Annotated in this window: 14 protein-coding genes; 9 read left to right on the top strand and 5 right to left on the bottom strand. The window is 73.7% G+C overall.

Annotated elements, in window-relative coordinates; translation table 11 throughout:
- Positions 1 to 120: 120 nt before the first annotated feature.
- Positions 121 to 1,596 carry a serine/threonine-protein kinase gene (locus CHR28_RS09750; protein ID WP_256984190.1) on the top strand — a complete coding sequence of 492 codons (1,476 nt, stop codon included), beginning with the start codon at positions 121 to 123 and terminating at the stop codon, positions 1,594 to 1,596.
- Positions 1,597 to 1,888: 292 nt separating this feature from the next.
- On the opposite strand, the gene CHR28_RS09745 is transcribed toward CHR28_RS09750, so the two are convergent.
- Positions 1,889 to 2,083 (bottom strand): hypothetical protein, encoded by a 195-nt coding sequence (locus tag CHR28_RS09745; RefSeq protein WP_256984189.1) that lies wholly within the window; start codon positions 2,081 to 2,083, stop codon positions 1,889 to 1,891.
- Between the two features lie 418 nt (positions 2,084 to 2,501).
- On the opposite strand from CHR28_RS09745, the gene CHR28_RS09740 reads away from it, so the two are divergent.
- The 3 genes from CHR28_RS09740 to CHR28_RS09730 all read left to right on the top strand — a co-directional run bounded on the left by CHR28_RS09740 (position 2,502) and on the right by CHR28_RS09730 (position 7,329).
- The gene (locus tag CHR28_RS09740) at positions 2,502 to 5,270 is read left to right on the top strand and encodes an ATP-binding protein (RefSeq protein ID WP_256984188.1); all 2,769 of its coding nucleotides are present in this window, start codon (positions 2,502 to 2,504) and stop codon (positions 5,268 to 5,270) included.
- Positions 5,271 to 5,412: 142 nt separating this feature from the next.
- A complete protein-coding gene (locus tag CHR28_RS09735; protein ID WP_256984187.1) occupies positions 5,413 to 6,426 on the top strand; it encodes an alpha/beta hydrolase in 1,014 nt (337 codons plus the stop codon).
- Positions 6,427 to 6,498: 72 nt separating this feature from the next.
- Complete coding sequence (locus CHR28_RS09730) at positions 6,499 to 7,329, top strand: helix-turn-helix domain-containing protein (RefSeq protein ID WP_094053113.1); 831 nt, start codon at positions 6,499 to 6,501, stop codon at positions 7,327 to 7,329.
- 49 nt (positions 7,330 to 7,378) lie between these two features.
- Here the strand turns inward: CHR28_RS09730 and CHR28_RS09725 are convergent, their stop codons facing one another.
- Positions 7,379 to 7,801 carry a DUF350 domain-containing protein gene (locus CHR28_RS09725; protein WP_086603835.1) on the bottom strand — a complete coding sequence of 141 codons (423 nt, stop codon included), beginning with the start codon at positions 7,799 to 7,801 and terminating at the stop codon, positions 7,379 to 7,381.
- 164 nt (positions 7,802 to 7,965) lie between these two features.
- Entirely contained in the window at positions 7,966 to 9,117 is a 1,152-nt protein-coding gene (locus tag CHR28_RS09720) for a S1 family peptidase (protein WP_094053112.1), read from the bottom strand.
- A 717-nt stretch (positions 9,118 to 9,834) separates the two neighbouring features.
- On the opposite strand from CHR28_RS09720, the gene CHR28_RS09715 reads away from it, so the two are divergent.
- Both CHR28_RS09715 and CHR28_RS09705 read left to right on the top strand, forming a co-directional pair.
- Positions 9,835 to 11,181, top strand: a complete 1,347-nt coding sequence (locus CHR28_RS09715) for an APC family permease (protein ID WP_094053111.1) — start codon at positions 9,835 to 9,837, stop codon at positions 11,179 to 11,181.
- 232 nt (positions 11,182 to 11,413) lie between these two features.
- The gene (locus CHR28_RS09705) at positions 11,414 to 12,172 is read left to right on the top strand and encodes a phosphodiesterase (RefSeq protein ID WP_256984186.1); all 759 of its coding nucleotides are present in this window, start codon (positions 11,414 to 11,416) and stop codon (positions 12,170 to 12,172) included.
- Between the two features lie 133 nt (positions 12,173 to 12,305).
- Here the strand turns inward: CHR28_RS09705 and CHR28_RS38940 are convergent, their stop codons facing one another.
- Entirely contained in the window at positions 12,306 to 12,377 is a 72-nt protein-coding gene (locus CHR28_RS38940) for a hypothetical protein (RefSeq protein ID WP_107473117.1), read from the bottom strand.
- Positions 12,378 to 12,388: 11 nt separating this feature from the next.
- Between CHR28_RS38940 and CHR28_RS09700 the strand changes: the two genes are divergently transcribed.
- A complete protein-coding gene (locus tag CHR28_RS09700) occupies positions 12,389 to 12,964 on the top strand; it encodes a hypothetical protein (protein WP_094053109.1) in 576 nt (191 codons plus the stop codon).
- Positions 12,965 to 13,025: 61 nt separating this feature from the next.
- Here CHR28_RS09700 and CHR28_RS09695 read toward each other — a convergent pair whose 3' ends face one another.
- Entirely contained in the window at positions 13,026 to 16,037 is a 3,012-nt protein-coding gene (locus CHR28_RS09695; protein ID WP_179272369.1) for an AfsR/SARP family transcriptional regulator, read from the bottom strand.
- Positions 16,038 to 16,607: 570 nt separating this feature from the next.
- Here CHR28_RS09695 and CHR28_RS09690 point away from each other — a divergent pair.
- Positions 16,608 to 18,983 carry an ATP-binding protein gene (locus tag CHR28_RS09690; RefSeq protein WP_094053107.1) on the top strand — a complete coding sequence of 792 codons (2,376 nt, stop codon included), beginning with the start codon at positions 16,608 to 16,610 and terminating at the stop codon, positions 18,981 to 18,983.
- Between the two features lie 76 nt (positions 18,984 to 19,059).
- Positions 19,060 to 19,854, top strand: a complete 795-nt coding sequence (locus CHR28_RS09685; RefSeq protein WP_179272368.1) for a thioesterase II family protein — start codon at positions 19,060 to 19,062, stop codon at positions 19,852 to 19,854.
- Positions 19,855 to 19,900 lie beyond the last annotated feature (46 nt).

Here is a 19,900-nt window from a genome sequence, read left to right as displayed (position 1 = left end):
CTGTCATGTGCACGGGTCGCATTCCCGGGTGCAAGAAGCGGCCGGCTGGGTACCTGCGTCCGGCGGCCCGTCGTCGGCGGGCGGACGAGCGGTGCGAGTGTGCGGAGTGGGGAGTTCGAGGTGGGACTGCGCGAGGTGGGGGACGTCCGGACCTTCAAGGGCTGTGCCCGGATACTGGCGGGCCGCTACCGTCTGGACACGCTCATCGGTTCCGGGGGAGCGGCCGACGTGTACCGCGGCCTCGACCTGCGGTTGCGGCGGCCGGTCGCGGTGAAGGTCTTCCGAACCGGCACCGGCTTCGACACGGAGGACGCCTTCCGCAGCGAGACGGTCATCCTGGCCCGGTTGCAGCATCCGGGACTGGTGACCGCGTTCGACGCCGGGCACCACGGCGGTGACGCCTTCCTGGTCATGCAGCTGATCGACGGGCCCACCCTGAAGTCCCGCCTCGCCGAGGCCCCCCTGTCGTGGGAAGCCGCGGCCGCCCTCGGCACGGCGCTGGCCGATGCCCTGGCGCACGCCCACGAGGCGGGGATCGTCCACCGGGACGTCAAACCGTCCAACATCATCCTGGACTCCGCCGGCCACCCCCATCTCACGGACTTCGGCATCTCCCGGCTGCTGGACGCGACCACCCGCACGGCCACCGGCACCCTGACCGGCACGGCGGCCTATCTCTCTCCGGAACAAGTGCTGGGCCGTCCCGTAGGCCGGCCCGCGGACATCTACGCCCTCGGCCTGGTCCTCCTGGAGAGTGTCACCGGCCGGCTCGAATACGACGGCGGTCCCCTGGAGTCGGCCATCGCCCGGCTGCATCGCCCGCCGGCCCTCCCGGACTTCCTCCCCGACGGCTTCGCCACCCTCCTGCGGGACATGACCGGACTGGACGAACAGGACCGCCCCACGGCGCGCGACTGCGTCCGGGCCCTGACCCGGCTCGCGGGCACGGCCACGACGGTCCCCGCCGCGTCCGGTGCCCGGCCGGTGCTCAGCGTCGTCGAGCCCACCGCCGCTTCCGGCCGCACCGATGCCACGCACCGGAGCGCGCCGACCGCCGCGAGGACGCCCTGGGTCCCGAGCGCCCCGCCGGCCGGCCCGCGGCAGACGTCCCGCGTCACCTCCCTGCGGGGCCGCCTCCGCGTCCAAGGGGCGGCAGCCGCACTGGCCGCGCTCGTCGCCGCCGGCGTCCTGGCCACCGACGGCTCCGCACGTCACGACACCGCCGACGGAGCCGCGCCGGAGGCGGCCCCGACCGCCCCCGATCAGGCCGACTCCGCCACGCCCTCGGACACTCCGGCGCGCCACGAGACCACGCCCTCCGCGTCGTCGGCCCGGCCCTCGCGCAGCGCTTCGGAGCCCACCTCCCAGCCCGTCGAGGCCGCCCCCGCGCACACCGAGTCCGCCACGCGTCCGGACTCCACTGCCCGCAGGCCCGCGCAGCCGGCGGCCAAAGCCGAGACGAAGGCCAAGATCAAGGCCGACTCCGACGCCAACGCCGACGCCGACGCGGCGGGCCAGGGCAGGGAGAAGGCCCCCGCCCAGCCGGATGCGGCGTGGACGAAGCGGGCGGGCAAGAAGGCGGCCCACGCCAACTAGGAGGCACACTCCAACTAGGAGGCGAACGCGCCACCCGGCGCCGCTACCGGGGCGACTTGTGCGGGGCTGCTTGCTCGACGGTCTTGCTGCGGACGCCGAGGAGATCGGTCACCGCCCGTGCCGGCAGCCCGTCCGACCCTCGCTCCTCCAGTACGTGGAGCGCGCTGCGCTCAGTACATGGACCGCGCGCTCAGTACATGGACCGCGCGCTCAGTACATGGACCGCGCGCTCAGTACATGGACCGCGCGCTCAGTACATGGAGCGCGCTTCGATCACGGTCGCGCGGCTCTGTTAGGCCGCGTTGTCGTGGTCGGCCTCGTCCGGAGACCCCATCGGGCGTGTCGGCCCCTCGTCCCGCACCGCCCTGCGTCCGGGCTCCGTCTCGTCCAGTTCCCAGTGATGCCGGCACTCCTCGCACCGGGGACCGTCCACCGCCACGTCGAGCACCTCCCCGTTCGGGCAGTCCGTACCGTCTCCGCGGCCCACACAGGCTTCCTCGCCTTCCCCCATGGAGCGACCGTGCGCCGCCCGGTCGCGTCGGGGCAGGGCGCCGACGGGGCGCACAGGCGCTCAACGCCCGTACGACGCCTCAGCACACGTCAACAGCCCCACCGGCGGCGCCCGATGGGGCGGGCAGGGTGCCGTCCGAGCCCGGAGTGGCCGTTTCCTATCACACGAGGTCCACGCCGCATCGGCCGGTCCGGGTGATGCGCAGGCGGTGTGTTGTGACGATGATGGGGAGGTGGTTGAGAGAAGCGGAAAACGGGGGGAGGCGCCCGGTGACGCGGGGCGTCGCACGGCGGGCGTCGCGGGCGCCCCGGCGGGAACGGTGAAGGAGCCGCCGGCCCCGCCGCCGGGGCCCGTGCCGGGACGCGGCAGCGGCAGCGGCACCCCCCATCGGCCCGTGCCCGGCCCCGCCCTCCTGGGCCGGCAGGCCGAAGTCGCCCACGTCCTCGGCCTGGTCGGCGAGCGGCGCACCGAGCAGCGGCTCCTGCTCCTGCTCGGTGAGGCGGGCACGGGCAAGTCGAGACTGCTGGCGGCCGCCGCCGAACACGCACGGGACAGCGGCGCGCTCGTCCTGGCGTCCCAGGGCATCGAGGCCGAGTCGCGGCACTCCTTCGCGTCCCTGCACCAGTTGCTGCTCCCCGTCCTCGCCGGGACGGCCACGCTGCCCGGCCATCTGCGCACGGCACTGGAGACCGCGTTCGGCATCGCTCTCGACGAGGGACCACCCGACTCCATGCTGTTGCGCACGGCCGTCCTGACGCTGCTGGGCGGCGTCTCGGAGCGGCAGCGCGTGCTGCTGACCCTCGACGACGTCCAGCACGTGGACCGGGACTCCCTCGACGTCCTCGGCTTCGTGATGCGCCGCCTCACGGCGCACGACGTGACCGTCCTGATGACCGCACGCGGATGCACCGCCCCCGCCGGACTCCCGGCCGACCTGCCCGCCGTACTGCTGGGGCCGCTGACCGAACAGGCCGCCGCCGAGCTGATGGACGCCCAGCCGCACGCGCCCACCGGCCGGACCCGCATCGAACTTCTGCGACAGGCCGGCGGCAACCCGCTGGCCATCATCGAACTGTGCCGCGCCGCCGGCACGGGCGGCGCCGGCGTCCTGCCCGGCGGCGGCCTGCCGCGCACCGAGCGCATCCAGGAGCTGTACGCCGCCCGGCTGCGCGCGCTGCCGGAGACGGCACAACGGCTGATCCTCTACGCCGCCGCGTCGCAGGGCGAGGACCTCGCCACCGTCATGACCGCCGCCGGTGCCGGGTCCGATCTGGCGGCGTGGGCCCCGGCCGAGGAGATCGGCCTTGTCGCCGTCATGGACGGGCAGGTGCACTTCCGGCACCCCCTGGTCCGCGCGGGCGCCTATCACGCGGCACCGGCCCACGTACGGCAACAGGCGCACCGGGACCTGGCGGCCGCCCTCACCGCCGAACCGGCCCGCCGCGCCTGGCACTTGGCGGCGGCGTGCGTCGGCCGGGACGAGTCCGTGGCGACGGCCCTGGAGGACACCGCCGAACTCGCCGAGCGGCGCGGCGGCTTCTACGCGGCGGGCCAGGCGCTGCAACGCGCCGCCGAGTGCAGCCCGGCACCGGCCGACCGGGCGCGCCGCTACACCAAGGCCCTCAGGGCCGCCCAGAACGTCGGAGACCCCCTGTGGGTGTCCGAGCTGTACGACCAGATCACCGCGCTCACCGAGGACCGCGACCTGCTGGGCATGGCGGCCTGCGGCGCCGGCATGGGACTGTCCCTGTTCGGGCACCAGCGGCAGGCGTTCCGGGTGGTGACGAGGGCGCTGGAACCCGAGCCGCCCGCGAACGGCATGACCGTGGTCGCGCTGACCAGTATTCTCGCCGCGATCGGTTACCAGTCGGGCCTGCCCGAGATCAGGGATCCGGTCACGGCCGCGCTGGAGGGCGCGGGGAGCGACGGCCACGCGACGCCCTACGCCGAGCTGGCGACGAGCGACAGCTCCGACGCGGTGCGGGCCGCCTCCCTGGCGGGCGCCGACCCCACCCGGGCGCCCGAGCTGTTGCGGCGCATCCGCCAGGAGCCGGCCGTGCGGGAACCGGCGCCCGACATCGCCGAGATGACACGGCTGCTGGGGCTGGGCGGGGTCGCCTGGTACGCCGACGAGTCCGACCTGTGCGTCGAGGCACACCGGCAGGGATACGCCATGCTCAGCGCCTTCGGCGCCATGGGCTCGGCCGCACCCTCCCTCGCGGCGGTGGGCGCGGCGCTGATCGACACGGGCCGTTGGGCGGAGGCCGAAGAACACCTCGACAGGTCCGCCGCGTTGGCGGCGGTGCACAAGTGGGCGCACCTGCAGAGCGACGTCGAGGCCCTGCGGACGACGCTGCGGGCCCTGCGCGGCGAGAACGCCGGCAGTCCGGCCGACTCCGCCTGGACGGCCGTCGGTCTGGAGGAGAACCGGGCGACCCACGCCCGCCTCCTGCGCGCCGCGGGCACCGCCGCCGCGGCGGCCGGCGACTTCGACGGCGCCTTCCGGCATTTCCGGTCCCTCTTCGCCGAGAACGGCACCCCGCTGCACTACTTCCTGTCCCCCCGGTTGATCGCGGACCTCGCCTCGGCCGCCCAGCGGACCGGCCGGGAGCGCGAGACCGCGCCCGTCGTCGAGGTCGTACGCGCCGCGGTGGGGCCCCGGCCCACGACGCGCATGACGCTGCTGCTGCACCACGCCGCCGCGCTGACCGGTGCGCCCAAGGACGCCGAGCACCACTTCCGGCTGGCCACGGTGAACCCCGTGGGCGACCAGTGGCCGCCGGCCCGGGCGCAGGCGAGGCTGCACTACGCGCAGTGGCTGCGCAGGAGACGGCGCCCGCTGGACGCCCGTCCGCTCCTCGTCACGGCGCTGGAGACGTTCACCCGGCTCGGCGCGGCCGGCCTCGCGGAGGAGGCACGGATGGAGCTGCGGGCCAGCGGCGTCACCACCGGCACCGCCCCCGCCCAGGCCGACCCGCTGGCCGAACTCACCGCGCAGCAGCGGGAGATCGTACGGCTCGCCGCGCGAGGGCTGCGCAACCGGGAGATCGCCGAGCAGCTGCTGCTGTCTCCCCGCACGGTCAGCTCCCACCTCTACAACGTGTATCCGAAGCTGGGCGTCAGCAGCCGCAACCAGCTCCGCGGCCTGTTCGAGGACCTGTGAGGCCGCCACCGGGAGCAGTAGGGTGGCGGCACTTCCGCGGCGCCACCTCGCACGCCGCGGCCTCGCACGACGACGCGGCGCACGCCGTGGTCCCCCGGTGCGAGGCCATGGAGCGACCACCCGTGACCGTGCAGGGAGCCGTGTGAACCCCGAACCCCCCGTGGACGACGGCGGGCACGAACTCCCCGCCGTCGTCCTCGACCCGCTCGTCCAGCGGTTCGTGGACGCGTCGGCCGCACCGCCGTACCTGCACCAGCTCGGCCCGTCCGACGGGCGCCAGGCGTTGCTGGAGATGCAGGGCCTGGCCTTCGACGACTTCGCCGTGGACGCCGAGTTCGCCGTGGCGCCCGTGGGCCCCTCGGGGTTGGTGGGCTTCTGGCTGTTCCGGCCGGCGCGCACCCCCGGGCCCCTGCCCGTGGTCGTGTACCTGCACGGCGGCCGGTGGATGCTCGGCGACGCGCGGACCCACGCCCGGATGATCAGCGAGCTGGCCACCCTGAGCGGCGCCGCCTTCGTGGTGCCCGAGTACACCCGCACGCCGGAAGCCCGCTACCCGGTCGCGCTGGAGGAGTCGTACGCGGTGCTGACCTGGCTGACCGGGCAGGCGGCCGCACTCGACCTGGACGTCCGCAGACTCGCGGTGGCCGGGGACTGCGCCGGTGCGACCATCGCCACGGCCCTCACCATGCTGGCCAAACAGCGCGGCGGCCCGCGCATTCGCGCACAGCTGCTCTACTACCCGCTGACCGACCCCGACTGCGACAGCGCGTCGGCGGAGCAGTTCGAGTCCGGCTACCTGCTGACGCGGGCGGCCGTCGAGTGGTACTGGCAGCAGTACACCGACGACGAGCGGGAGCTGGCCGAGCCGACGGCCGCGCCACTGCGGGCCACCCCCGAGGACCTCGCGGGGCTGCCGCCCGCCCTCGTCGTGTCGGCGGAGGCGGACGTCGCACGGGACGAGGGCGAGCAGTACGCCCGCCTGCTGCACGAGGCGGGCGTGCCGGTCACCGCCGTACGCTACCTGGGCACCGTGCACGACTTCGTCTCCCTGACGCCCTTGCGCAACAGCCCGCCCACGCGGGCCGCGCTGCGGCAGGGCGGCCACTTCCTCGCGGACGCGCTGGCCGGCGGGAGAAAGCCACCGTCAACTTACTGATGCCTGGCGAGGAAGCGCTTGCCAGGCTGAGGGGCGTCCCGCTGTCCGCCGTGCCGCTGTGGAGAAGCCCTGATGAACAAGCCGACCCCGCCGTACGGGGGCATCGCGATCGTCCCCGCCGTACCGGAGGAGGGGGACGAGGAGTTCCTCCACCTGGGGATGATCGTCCGTACCTCGGCGGTCACCACCCGGGAGGGCGACCAGGTCGTCCTGGAGCCCAAGGACCTCGTCTTCTGCGATCCGGCCCGGCGCGACGAGCCGCAGTTCGACCACGACTGCCGCATGACGGTGTTCCGCATAGCCCGCCGTCACCTCGGCGTCTGCGCGTCGGACCTGGACCGTGTCCTCGGGGCGACCGTGCCGGGCCGCGGACACCCGGGCGCGCTGGTGTCGGACTTCCTGACCGCGTTCGCCGCCGAGGCGCGGTCCCCGAGGCCGCTGATCGGTGACCGGCTCACCCGCAGCGCCCTGGATCTCGTCGCCGTCCTCGTCATGGAACTCCTGGAGACGGAGACCGCACAGGAGGCGTCACGCGCGGAACTGGCCGGCCACGAGCTGCTGTCCCGGATCCGGGCCTACATCGACCGGCGATTGACGGAGCCGGACCTGTCGCCGGGATCGATCGCGCGCGCCCACCACATCTCGGTCCGCTACCTGCACAAACTCTTCCAGAACGACGGCACCACGGTGGGCCGGTGGGTGCGGCAGCGAAGGCTCGACTCCTGCAGGCGCGAACTGAGCCGGACCCGCAGCCGCGGCATCACCGTGGCCGCTGTCGCGAACCGCTGGGGCTTCCCCAGCCCGGCCCACTTCAGCCGCACCTTCCGGGAGGCATACGGCATGACCCCCAGCCAGTGGCAGGCCCTGGCGACCTCGGGCACCGGGTCACCCACAGCCCACTGACCGTCCCGGACCACGGCGAGGATCCAACGGCCCTGCACGCCGTCGGAGTTCAGGCGATGGACGCCGAGATGATGGCGGAGACGGCCAGGTTGCAGGAGGCGGTGACCCAGACCGCGGGGTGGGGCTCCGTCTCGACCAGCGTCGCGCCCAGGCGTCCGGGCGTGATGAGGTCCACCACCAGGAACGCCACGGCCATCATCACCAGACCGAGCAGCCCGAAGGCCGCGGTCGAGACCAGTCCCTTGCCGAAGTCCTCGTACGTCGTCCAGATGGACGTGAAGACGATGCCCCCGATGCCGAGCAGCGCTGAGCTGAGCACCATCGCCGCGTTGCGGTTGCGCTGCTCCCAGATCTGTCGGCCGAGCTTTCCGGGCGTCAGTACGTCGACCAGGACGATGCCGAGGACGAGCAGGACCAGCCCCAGGCCGCCGTACGCGGTGGCCCGTCCGAGTCCGTTGACGATGTCGCTCATGGGGTTGCCGACTCCGTGGTGTGAGGGATCGTGAGTGATCGCGGTCAAGGAGAGGCAAAGGTAGCGCACGTGTTCGGCCTGCTGACCGGCGCCCGGACGGAAGGCGAGCGGACCCCGTCGGCTCAGGTCGTGGACGGGGTCCGCTCGGTGGCGTTGCCGCGGGGTCAGGCGGTGTGCAGCCTCAGACCGTAGCGGTTGAGGATCTCGTTGACGGGCTGGTGCCAGGTCTGGCCCCCGGTGCTGCAGTTGCCCCAGCCGCCGGAGGTGACGCCCTGCGCCTGGTCACCGCTGATGAAGGAGCCGCCGGAGTCACCGGGCTCGGCGCACACACTCGTCTTGGTCATCTGATGGACCGCGCCCTGGCTGTAGTTCACCGTCTCGTTCTTCGCCAGCACGGTGCCGCAGTGCCAGCGGGTGGTGGAACCGGAGCGGCAGACGGAGGCCCCCACCGGGGCTTCGGCGGAGCCGCGCACGAGCTGGTCGGGGACGGTGCCCCAGCCGAGCACGACCGGTACGGTCCACCAGCCGCTGCCGACGTTCACCCACGCGTAGTCGTTGTCCGGGAAGGACGAGCCCTGGAAGTTGCCGACGTAGGACCGGTCCCAGCCGTAGACGGCCGAGCCCGGCGAGCCGCAGTGCCCGGCGGTGACGAAGCCGCCGTGCACGGAGAAGCCTATGGAGCAGCGGACGTTGCCGGTGTAGTAGGGGTCGCCGCCCACGGTGCCGGCGGCGAACGTGCGCGGCGCGGCCGGGGTCTGACGCACCGTCACCGGACCCGCCTCGCGGGCCCGGGCGAGGAAGGCCCGGACATCGTTGTCGTCCCGCTGCGCGGCGACGACGTTCACGACGACGGTGTTGGCCTTCGCGTCCACGTGCCAGCTGCCGACTCCGTCGGGCGCGGAGAGGGCGTCGAGGCGCTTCTTCGCCGCGTCGAGCTGCGCCGCGCTGTGGCGCACCAGGCGCACGCTCGCTCCGGTCGCGCGCACGGCTTCGGCCCGTGCGGCGCTCGTGACGGCGACCGTGAGCCGGCCGCGATCGGCGTCGAACCAGGAGCCGGCGTACGCCGAGCCGGCGGCGCCGCGCGCCTTGGCCTCGACGGCCGTCGCGGTCTTCTCGGCGGCCAGGCGGCTCTCCGCCTCGTCCCGGGTGAGCCCCAGGTCGCGCTGCATCGCCGCCAGGAGCTCGGGGGAGGCCGGTGCCTGCCGCGAGGCGGCGGGGGCGTCGGCGGCGGAGGCCGGCAGGGCGCTCGCGGTGGCCCAGGTGCCGAGGAGGAGGACGGCGGACAGTCCGGTGCGCAGGAGTGTGATGCGTCTCAAGGGAATGACCCTTCGTTGTTCCAGCAGGGTGGGGGAGGAACAGCAGTGCTTGAGAGCGCTCTCGGTCGTGCGCGGCAGATCCTAGCCCGTGATCATGGAAGGGTCTATACCTGCTGTGAACGCCGTGGCTCACCTGACGGAACCGGCCACACAGTCACCTCGTTGGTGTCCATGGAGTGCCACTGCTTCCCCAGGGACCGCACGGGCCGGAGGAGTTCCGGACAATGGGGGAAGGGGCCGGGACGCCGTACCCGCCGGACGTCCGAGAGCAGTGACGGCGGGACGGGGACATGGACGACGGCGAACCGGCCATCCCGGGTCTGCTCCCTGCTCGCCGTCGCGGCCTGCCCGGAAGGGCACTACTGGCACGGCCGTTCCCCCGGCAGCATCGCGGCCTGCTTCTATCCCACCGCCACTCAGTGGAACGCCGGCGCGCCCACGGCCGCCTACCAGGACGTCACCAGCAGCTACCAGAACCTCGGGCCCAACAGCCGAGGCGCCGACTACGTCCACAACACGCGCAAGCCTTGTGCGTGAACCCCAACACCACCGCGGTCTTCAACTCCGACTTCACGGTGACCGGCATCATGATCCAGACCGCGTCCAGCTGCCCGTAGGGCCGGGGACCGGCCGAGTGGACCGGGGCGACGGCCGGGCGTGCATCCCGCGGTACGGGGGACACGGGGCGGTATGGCGAGAAACAGCGGGAACAGAACGTTGGCGCAGGCCGGGCAGGAGGGAGGGGCATCGGAGGGGACGGCGCTCAAGCGTGCGCTGACCACCCCGCTGCTGTACTTCTTCATCCTGGGAGACGTGCTCGGTGCCGGGGTGTACGTCCTGGTCGGGCAGGTCGCGGCCGACGCCGGCGGAGCGGTGTGGGTACCCCTGGTCGTCGCACTGCTGCTGGCGCTGCTCACCGCGGCCTCCTACGCCGAGCTGGCGACGAAGTATCCGCGGGCGGGCGGAGCCTCCCACTACGCGACGCGCGCCTTCGGACCCTTCGCCGGCTTCGTCGCGGGCTTCTGCATGCTGGCCGCGGGCATCGTCTCGGTCGCCGCGCTCGCCCGCGGCTTCGGCGGCGACTACCTGTCGGCCTTCGTGACCCTGCCCGTGGGGCTCGTGGCCGTGGTGTTCCTGGCCCTGCTCGCCCTGGTCAACACGCGCGGCATCAAGGAGTCGACCCGCGCCAACGTCGTCGCCACCGTCGTCGAGGTGGGCGGACTGGCCGTCATCGTCGTGCTCGGCGCATGGCTGCTGCTGCGCGGCGACGGCGACGTAGGGCGGCTCACACAGCTGGGCACGCCGGAGAAGGGCGCGGCCGCGGCCGTGCTGAGCGGCTCCGTTCTGGCGTACTACTCGTTCGTCGGGTTCGAGACCTCGGTGAACGTCGCCGAGGAGACCCGCGACCCGCGGCGCTCCTACCCACGCGCGCTGTTCGGCGCCCTCGCCACCGCCGGTGCCGTGTACGTGCTGGTGGGCCTTGCGGCCTCCGCGGCTGTCCCGACCGATCGGCTCGCCGGATCGAGCGGGCCGCTGCTGGAGGTCGTCCATGAGGCGGGCGGCGTACCGCCCCGCCTGTTCAGCGCCATCGCGCTCGTCGCCGTGGCCAACGGCGCCCTCCTCACCGGCATCATGTCCTCCCGCCTGGCCTACGGGATGGCGAAGGACGGGCTGCTGCCCGCGGCGCTGACCAAGGTGCTGCCGGGCCGTCGTACGCCGTGGGCCGCGATCGCGGTCACCACGCTGCTGGCGATGCTCCTCGCGCTCACCGGCAGCGTCGCCACCCTGGCGTCCACCCTGGTCCTCCTGCTGCTTGTCGTCTTCCTCATGGTCAACACGGCGGTGCTGGTCCTGCGCCGGGACCCGGGCGAGACCGACCACTTCCGGGCCCCGACGGCACTGCCGGTGCTGGGCATCGCCTCGTGCCTCGTCCTCGCGACGCAGATCGAGGCCCAGGTGTGGCTGCGCGGGCTGGCGATCGTGGCGGCGGGCATGGTGCTGGGCGCACTCACCGCGACACGGCGCACCGGACGGACGGGCCGGGACCCGCGGGACGCCGGCTGAGGGGCCATGCGAAAACCCGGGTGGAGACGCGGCCGATCTCTTCCCGTTCGGGAGTGCCGCTCGATGCCCGGATAGAGACGGTGGCCGAGGGTACCCGGGCGGCTCTGTGGAGGGAGGCGCCCGTGGGCGGGAGCGGCGCGATCCGGCACGAGCACCTGCGGCTCGGGGACACCTTCTCCGACCATGAGGCCGAGGCCGAGGCCGACGAGCGGGAGGGCGGGGGGCCCGGATCATGAGCGCGCCCGACGTGTCCCGCGGCACCGTCCGTACCGCCGACGGACATGCGCCCACCACCTCCGGGCCCGTCGCTCTGGTCGAGGCCGGATTCCGTGCGCTGGCCCGGCTGCGCCGGGCCCCCGCCCTGCACCCCCAGGGGCTGACCTGCGGCGGCGAGGTGGAGGTGGTGGACGACGGGGGCGGACCATGGGACGTGCCCTGGCTGGACACGCCCCGGCGGCTCGACGTCACGGTCCGCCTCTCCCGCGCCGGCGGTCTGCCCCGGCGGCTGCCGGACGGGCTGGGCCTGGCCGTGCGGGTGACCGACGCCGACGGCCCGGACCGCACCCTCGACCTCCTCATGACCGGCAGTGGCCGCGGCCGGGCCGGACGGCATCTGCCGCTGCCCCGCGCCGACGCGCTGCGCGGCCCGTACTCCAGCCTGCTCCCGTACCGGGTGGCCGGCCGGTCCCGACTGCTGGCGGCCTTTCCCCGCCGGACCCGGCAGGCGCCGGTCCCCGGAGACCCCCGGAGCATGGCCGCCGCCCTGGCCGACGGGCCGCTCGTCTACGACCTGTGCGCCGAGACCGGCGACCGGGCCTGGCGGCGGTTCGCGGTGCTGACGGTGCGGACCGTGCTGCCGGTCGGGCAGAAGGACACCCTGGACTTCGACATCTACCGCCACAGCGTGCGCGGGTTCGTCCCGGGCGGTGCCCTGGCCGCGACCCGCCGTGCCGCCTACCGCGGATCACGGTCGGGCCGGAACCGTGCGTGATCCCCGCCGGTGCCGCGGTCGGCGGCGTCCCGGCCGACCGCACCCGGCGCGCAAGTCCCTGCCGAGGGACGCGTCTTCCTGACAGATGTCAGGACGACGCCGAACGGCGGGCCCAGTACGTTCCCTCCGGGCCTCACGGAACCACGGGGCTGCGGAATCCAGCGGAAGGCACGAGGAGCCCGTACGTCGTCCCGTGCCTCGTCAGGAAGGAACGGCGTGTCCGGACTCAAGAGGTACGCATCCCTCGCGGCGGCAGCCGTGGCCCTGTTGACCGCGGGTCTGGCCGGCCCGGCGGCCGCGCAGACCACGCAGGCACCGGGGGTCTTCGAGGTACAGGCCCGCGCCGCCGGCCTGAGCAGCGCCGGCGCCGACGCTCTCCAGGCGAAGGTGGACCGTTACCTCGCCCGCCACGGCGGACGGCAGGTCGCGGCGAACGAGATCGTCAGGGCGGACGGTGCCACGCTGACGGTCACCGTTCCCGGCGAGAAGTCCGTGCGCGATCTGAGGACGACGGCCGGTACCCGTGCGGCGACCCAATGGGAGTGCGACTACGGCTACTTCTGCATGTACCGGCAGCAACTCGGCCTGGGCGACCGGCTCGCCTTCTACCACTGCCAGGACTACGCGCTGCAGTACTGGACCGGCTACGGCTCCTACTACAACCACCAGACCCCCGGCACACGCGCCCTGTTCAAGGGGCAGAACCGCAACGTCATCTTCACCACGCCCGAAGCCACCTACAGCGAGCCCAGCTACGACTGGACCCACGTCTGGTTCGTCCGCCCCTGCTAGACACGGCAACGGTCCCCGTAACGGCGGACTTCGCCGATGCGGTGGCCGGTCCGGGCGGCGATCATTGCCGGTGGTGCGGCGGCGGCGACGCGTCGCAGCGCACACCGGCCTCGTCGCCCGCGGGACGGTCCAGGCCCTGGAGCCGGGCGCGGACCTCGTCGGCTTCGGGGCGGCCCAGTGCCTCCAAGGTGATCAGTGCGTGCTGCCACGCGGTACGGGCCCTGGCCGTCTCGCCGGTCGAGTGCAGCACGTCGCCGAGACGGGCGAGGGTGCCGGCTTCGTTGGGGGTGTCCTGGAGGTGGCGGAACAGACCGATCGCGTACCGGTAGCAGGTGGTCGCCGTCCGGTCGTCCCCGAGCCCGTGGTGGGCGTACCCCAGGGTGTTCCAAGTGGCCGCCTGCCACCTGAGGTTGCCGACCTCCCCGTGCAGGGTGAGGGCGTACCAGCACAGGGCGACGGCCCGTCTGTGATCGCCGAGCATGGTGTGGCACCAGGCGATCGCGGAGATGCTCTGGGCCGTGCCCGCGCGGTCTCCGGCCGCCCGGTACAGAGCCAGGGCCCGCTGGGCGTGGTCGCGTGCCTGCCGGTTGTCGCCCTTGCGGTGCAGTGCCATGACGAGGAGGAGACAGACACCGGCCTGTGCGGCGGTGTCCCCGAGCTTGCCGTACAGCTCGAAGGCACGGTCGATGTGGCTGCGGGCGTCCGCGTGGCCCAGCTGGGTGTAGGCCGCGCCGAGGCACTCGTGCGCTCTGGCCCGGCTGGCGAGGTCGCCGCGCCGCTCGGCGGCGGGCAGCGCCGTGTGCTGGACGGTGACCTGGTCGTGCCAGTAGCCCCTGCGCTCCAGGTAGGGCTGGAGCAGCCAGGCGAGTTGCCATGCGTGGGAGTCCAAGCCGGTCTCACCGGCCAGGTGGACGACGGCCATGAGCACCTTGTGCTCGGTGGTGAACCACTCCACCGCCTGCCCGTGGTCGACGGGCTCCTCCGGCAGCACTCCCGCACCGAGGGGGCCGGGGTCGACGTCCGCCCGGTGGGGAGCGATCAGTCGGGCGGCCGCCCGGGCGGAGCGCAGGTAGTGCTCGCACATCCGGTGCAGGGCGGCCCGTTGCTCCTCGGCCGGGGTGTTCGGGTCGAGCAACTCGGCGGCGTAGGCGCGCAGGAGGTCGTGCAGGACGTACCGGCCGGGTTCGTGCTCGGTGAGCAGGTGCGCCGTGGTGAGCTCGGTGAGCAGCGGCCGGGCCTCGCGGGCGGGGAGCCCGGCGAGCGCGGCGGCGACCGGTTCGGACACGTCGGGCCCGGGGTGCAGGGCGAGCATCCTGAAGAGGCGTGCGGCCGGGGGAGTGAGCACCCGGTACGACCAGGAGAACACGGTCCGCGCGTCGCTGAACGCGTCCATGTCCCGGAAGCCTTCGAGGCTGCCGTGCGTCCGGCGGAGCACGGCGGCGATGGAGGCGAGGCTGAACGTGGGGTGCGCGGCGGCCCGCGCGGAGACCACCGCCAGCGCCAAGGGCAGCTTCGCGCACAGGGTGACGATCTCCTGCACCGCGTCCGGCTCCGCCGCGACCCGGTCGGGGCCGAGACGGCGGGCCAGCGCTTCGCGCGCCTCGGCGGCCGTGAGGGGCCCGAGGGCGAGCGGACGGGCACCGCTCGCCGCGACCAGGCCCCGCAGCTGGTCGCGGCTGGTGATGATGACCAGACAGTGCGGCGCGCCCGGCAGCAGGGGCCGGACCTGCTCGGCGTCCCGGGCGTTGTCCAGCACGATCAGCATCCGCTTGTCCGCGATGAGGCTGCGGTACAGGGCGGTCTGGGCGTCGAACCCCGCCGGGATCCGCTGGGGTGCCACCCCGAGGGCGTCGAGGAAGCCCCGTACCGCCTCGGCCGGGCTCATCGCGGACTCCTCCGGGCCGAAGCCGCCCAGGTTGACGAAGAGCTGGCCGTCGGGGAACCGGTGGGCGATGCGGTGGGCCCAGTGGACGGCGAGGGTCGTCTTGCCGACACCGCCCATGCCGTTGATCGCGCTGATCACCACGGTGGAGGCGGGGTGCCCGCCCGGCTCGGGGAGCAGCGCGAGGGCGCGGTCGAGTTCGGCGCGGCGCCCGACGAACGTGGGCAGATCGGCGGGGAGTTGGGCCGGCCGGGTGAGGGCGGGCGGGGGCGCCGCCGCCTCGGCCGCCGAGGGTACGTCCTGGGGCCGGGGGACGTCGTCGGTGGTGTCCGGCCGGTCGTGTGGCGGCCCGTCGGTTTCTCCGGTGGCGACGTCCGGCAGGTCGTCCGGCACACCCCCTCCGGTGAGCGGGAGCCGGGTCGCCGAGGCGCCGTCGCCCGGCTCCGGGAGGGAATCCGGAGCCGCGTTCGGGCAGAGCGCGGAGGTGTCGTGGCGGAGGACGGCCAGGTGGATCCGCCGCAGGGCGGGGCCGGGTTCCAGCCCGTGGTCCCGGGCGAGGAGCCGACGGACCGCCTCGTAACGCTGCAGGGCCTCCGCGGTCCGGCCGGACAGGTAGAGGGCGCGGATCAGCAGGCTCCACGCCGTCTCGCGCAGGGGATGTCCGGCGGTCAGTTCCTCCGCGACGACGACGGCCTGTTCGAGTTGGCCCGCCCGCGCCATGGCCGTGGCGCGTATCTCCTGTGCGGCGAGCCGCACTTCGTCGAGCCGGGCGATCTCCGCCAGGGCGAACGCGCGGTCGTCCGCGTCGGCCAGCGGTGCTCCGCGCCACAGCCCCAGCGCCGTCTCGATCTGCCGGCGGGCGCTCGCCACGCTCCCCTCGTCGAGCAGCCGCCGCCCCTGCGCCACGGCCTGCTCGAAACGGACGCTGTCGCGGGCCTCCACGGGGATGCGCAGGGCGTACCCCACCGGATCGCTGACCAGGACACGTGACCGGCCGCGCCGGCGACGGTCCGGTTCGAGAGCGGCCCGCAGCCTGCTGATGTGGGCGTGCACCGAGGAAACGGCACCGGCCGGGGGACGGCCCTCCCAGAGGTCCTCGCACAGTCGGTCCATGGCCACGGAGCGGCCCTCTTCCAGCAGCAGACGGATCATCAGCACCCGCCGCATACGGGGCCCGAGATCCAGCGGCACACCGGCGCGGACCACTGTCAGGGGGCCGAGAAGTCCTATCGCGTAGTCGGATGCGGGACCTGACGCATTTCGGCCTTCTGTGGAATCGTTTTTCGTCATGAACGCTCAGGGCCGGCTCTTTCGCGGCGCCGGCTACCTCCGTTTCTCCCCTTCTTGGCGCGCGGGACAAGCAGCGCACAAAGCGTGTTTACGCGGTCGTCACGTTTCCTTGAATGTCACCGTGTCCCGCACCCGCCCGAACCTGCCCGTGGGACAAGAGCCGAGCGTTCCTCACGCAGCGGACTGCAAGAGGAGAGCAAGACGTGACCAAGACCCCCCATGCAGCATACGAGGTGAGAGCGGAACGCGAAGTGCCCTGGTGAAGGGGGTCCCTGCATGATTGACGCTGAATCGCCCTTGTCAGTTTGCGACATGTGCGGTAAGCGATTTCACAAGGAAGGCGCGGGCGGTGCGGGGACCAGGAAAACGCCTCCCAGATATTGCTCGAATGCGTGTCGTCAGCGCGCCTACCGTCGGCGGCTGAAAACCGACGCGGTGAGCGGAGCGGCATCACCGGGAATGCCGGACCGATTGAGCAGCTTCATCGGCCGGGCCGACGAACTGGTGGAGTTGCGGCGCCTTCTGCGTACCACACGACTGCTGACCCTGACCGGTCCGGCCGGTGTGGGCAAAACCCGCCTGGCGCTCGAACTGGCCGGGCTCGAACAGCGGGGCGGGCGCAGCGCGGTGCACCTGGTGGATCTGGGCTCGGCCGGCACCGGGGAGCAGGCGCGCAAGCGGATCCTCGCCGGCCTCGCCGACGCCGGAGCCGAGGCCGGGGCCGGATCCCAAGCCGGGACCGGATCCCAAGCCGGGGCCGGCTCCCGAGCAGGCGAGGAAGAGGGAGACCCGGGCGGGGCAGAGGACGGCCCGAGCGCACTCCCGGCCACGCGCGGTGCCCCGGACGCCGAGGGGGAACGGCTGCTGATCCTGGACAACTGTGAGCACCTGCTCGACGCCTGCGGTCCGCTCCTCGGCGAGTTGCTCCCCGGCCGTCCGGAACTGCGCGTGCTGGCGACCAGCCGCGAGCCGCTGCGGCTCCCCGGCGAAACGGTGTTCTCGGTGACCGGTCTCGGACTGCCCGACGCGGAAGGCGGTGGCTCACCCGGCGCCCTGCTCGGCTCGGACGCCGTCCGGCTCTTCGTCGACCGGGCGCGAGCCGCTTCCAGCGCGTTCGAGCTCACCGAGGACAACGTGGCGCACGTGGCCACGCTGTGCGCCGGCCTCGACGGGCTGCCCCTCGCGCTGGAACTGGCGGCCGGCCTCGTCCGGGCCTTCCCGCCGGCCGCGCTGTGCGACCGCCTGGACGACCGTCTCTCCCTGCTGACGTGCGGCTGGCGTACGGCCGACCCACGCCACCAGAGCCTGCGGTCCGCGCTCGCGTGGAGCTACGACCTGCTGACACCGGCACAGCAGTCGCTGTTCCGGTCGCTCTCCCTCCTCCCGGGCCGTTTCGGGCCGGGCGAAGCCGCGGCCCTCGCCACGGGCGGCGGCATCCCCCCTGCGGCCGTACCGGAAGTGCTGGCCGCCCTGGAAGCCAAGTCCCTCATCATCGCCTGCGCCGACAGGGGAGGCGCCGCCCGGTTCCGGATGCTCGCCTCGATCCGCTGTTACGGCCGCGAGCGGCTCCGCGACGAGGGGGAGGAGGCCGCGGCGATCGACCGGCTCGCCGATCGGCTGACCCATCTCGCCCGCCCCCTGCGGGAGACGGCGATGACACCCCTCGCCACGCGTCGCCGGCTGGCCGAGGAGCGCGACACCCTCACGTGCGTGCTGGACTCGCCGATCACCGGCGACGACCCGCGCCGGCTCCTGCTCGCCGGTGCGCTGGGCGTGGCGGACCTCCACCTGGGACGGGCCACGGGGCAGGCGCGGGCCCTGCTGGCCGCGGCCCTGGACGCCACGGACCCGGGAGCCGACGACCGCGGTGTCGCCCTCGCCACGGCGGCGGGTCTCGCGGCGGAGCAGGGAGAGCCGGACGAAGCGATCAGGCTGGCGGCCGAGGCCGTCGCACGCGAGCGCCGACGTGCGCACCGGAACGACCGCCTGCTCTGCCGGGCCCTGCTGGTGCTGAGCGCCGCACGGACGCGCCGCGGCGACCAGGGCACGGCCGCGGACCTCCGGGAGTGCCAGGAGCTCGCCGCACGCGTCGGGGACCCGGTCGCGACCGCGTTCTGCCTGACCCTGCTCGCCTGGCAGTCGCTCCCGGCCCGCGACCTCACCCGCGCGGCACGTCGGCTCGACGAGGCCCTGCCGGTGCTCAGGGCCCACGCGGCGCCCCTGCCGCTGCGCATGACGCTGTTCGCCGCGGGCGTCCTGGCCCTGGAACGGAACGAACCCGCGCGGGCCGAGGCACACTTCACCGAGGCCCTGCGCGGCACGACCCACCCGGGCGGCGGGCGCCTGGCGCTGTGGGGGCTGGCCGTCGCGGCGGTGCGCGAGGGGCGCCACGAGCGCGCGCTGCGGCTGTGCGCGGCCGCCGAGACACACGGCGAGACCGCGATCGCCGCGCTGCCGCCCTGGTTCCGGACCCGGGTGGAGCAGGCGGCGGACACGGCGCGCCGGGCCCTGCCGAAGGCCCGGGCCGAGAACGCGCTCGCGGCGGGAGCGGCGCTCGCGTCACGGCAGGTCCTCTCCTACGCGCTGCACGGACGGCCGGGAGCACCAACCGGGTCGCAGAACGTGGTGGGCGGCACCGCGGGCGCGACCGCCGGCGACGACCCGCTCAGCCCGCGTGAGTGGGACGTCATCACCCTGGTCACCACCGGGCTGACCAACCGCCAGATCGCGGCCCGTCTGCACCTGTCGGTGCGCACCGTCGAGACGCACGTCCGCAACATCCGCACGACGCTCGGTCTGCGCTCGCGGACCCACGTGGCCGCGTGGGCGGCCAGGCAGGCGGGATGACGTACATGATCGCCGAGACCACCGGAGCGAGGGCATGAACCGGGCGGAGAACAGGGCATCGGCCTGGATACGGCCGATGGGGCCGCGCGCAAGGGGGCGGGGACACCTGCGTCTCTTCTGCTTCCCGTACGCGGGAAGCGGCGCCAGGGTGTTCCGCGGCTGGGCGGAAGCCCTGCCGGACGACGTGGAGGTGTACGGGATCCAGCTGCCCGGCCGTGACGACAGGCTGGCGGAAAGACCCCGGGACGACGTCCCGGAGCTCGTCGCCGAGCTGGTCGCGGCGCTCGAGCCCTGCGCCGACGCTCCGTTCGCCTTCTTCGGCCACAGCATGGGTGCCCTGCTGTGCTGGGAGACCGCCCGGTCCCTGTGGCGCACGCACGGTCTGCTGCCCCGCCACGTCTTCGTCTCCGGCTGCCGGCCGCTGCCCCTGGTCGGCGACCGGACGGCATCCGGCGCGGTCGCTCCCGCACCGGCCGACGACGCTTCCGGTTCCCGCGGCATCGCTCCCGTGCCCGGCGACGACGAACTGATCGAGCAGCTGCGCACGTTGGGCGGCACGCCGGAGGAGATCCTCGGTGACGCGGGCCTGATGAGCGTGGTGCTGCCGGCCTTCCGGGGCGACACCACCCTGCTCGCCCGCTACCGCCACGCACCGGGGGAGCCGCTGCCCTGCCCGGCCACCGTGTTCGGCGGGGACCGGGATCCACGCGTCGCTCCGGAGGAACTGGCCGGCTGGACCGAGCTGTTCGAGCGGACGCCGGACGTGTGCGTGCTGCCGGGCGGCCACTTCTTCCTGCACACCCAGCGCGAGCGGCTGCTGGCGGAGATCGAGGCACGCCTGGTGAGAGGGCGCGCACCGCGTCATGTGTGAGGGTCGTGTGACGTAACGGCGGTGATTGCGGATGTGGTCGCTCCTC

The organism is Streptomyces sp. XY006, assembly GCF_002237655.1.
GTDB lineage: Bacteria > Actinomycetota > Actinomycetes > Streptomycetales > Streptomycetaceae > Streptomyces > Streptomyces levis.
The sequence above is the reverse complement of the archived record's forward strand: the minus strand, read 5'-3'. Positions and strand labels throughout refer to the sequence as shown.

Coding starts and splice junctions, on each gene's coding strand:
- CHR28_RS09730 (WP_094053113.1), top strand. CDS start 6,499: ATGAACAAGCCGACCCCGCCGTACGGGGGCATCGCGATCGTCCCCGCC.
- CHR28_RS09705 (WP_256984186.1), top strand. CDS start 11,414: ATGAGCGCGCCCGACGTGTCCCGCGGCACCGTCCGTACCGCCGACGGA.
- CHR28_RS09685 (WP_179272368.1), top strand. CDS start 19,060: ATGGGGCCGCGCGCAAGGGGGCGGGGACACCTGCGTCTCTTCTGCTTC.
- CHR28_RS09725 (WP_086603835.1), bottom strand. CDS start 7,801: ATGAGCGACATCGTCAACGGACTCGGACGGGCCACCGCGTACGGCGGC.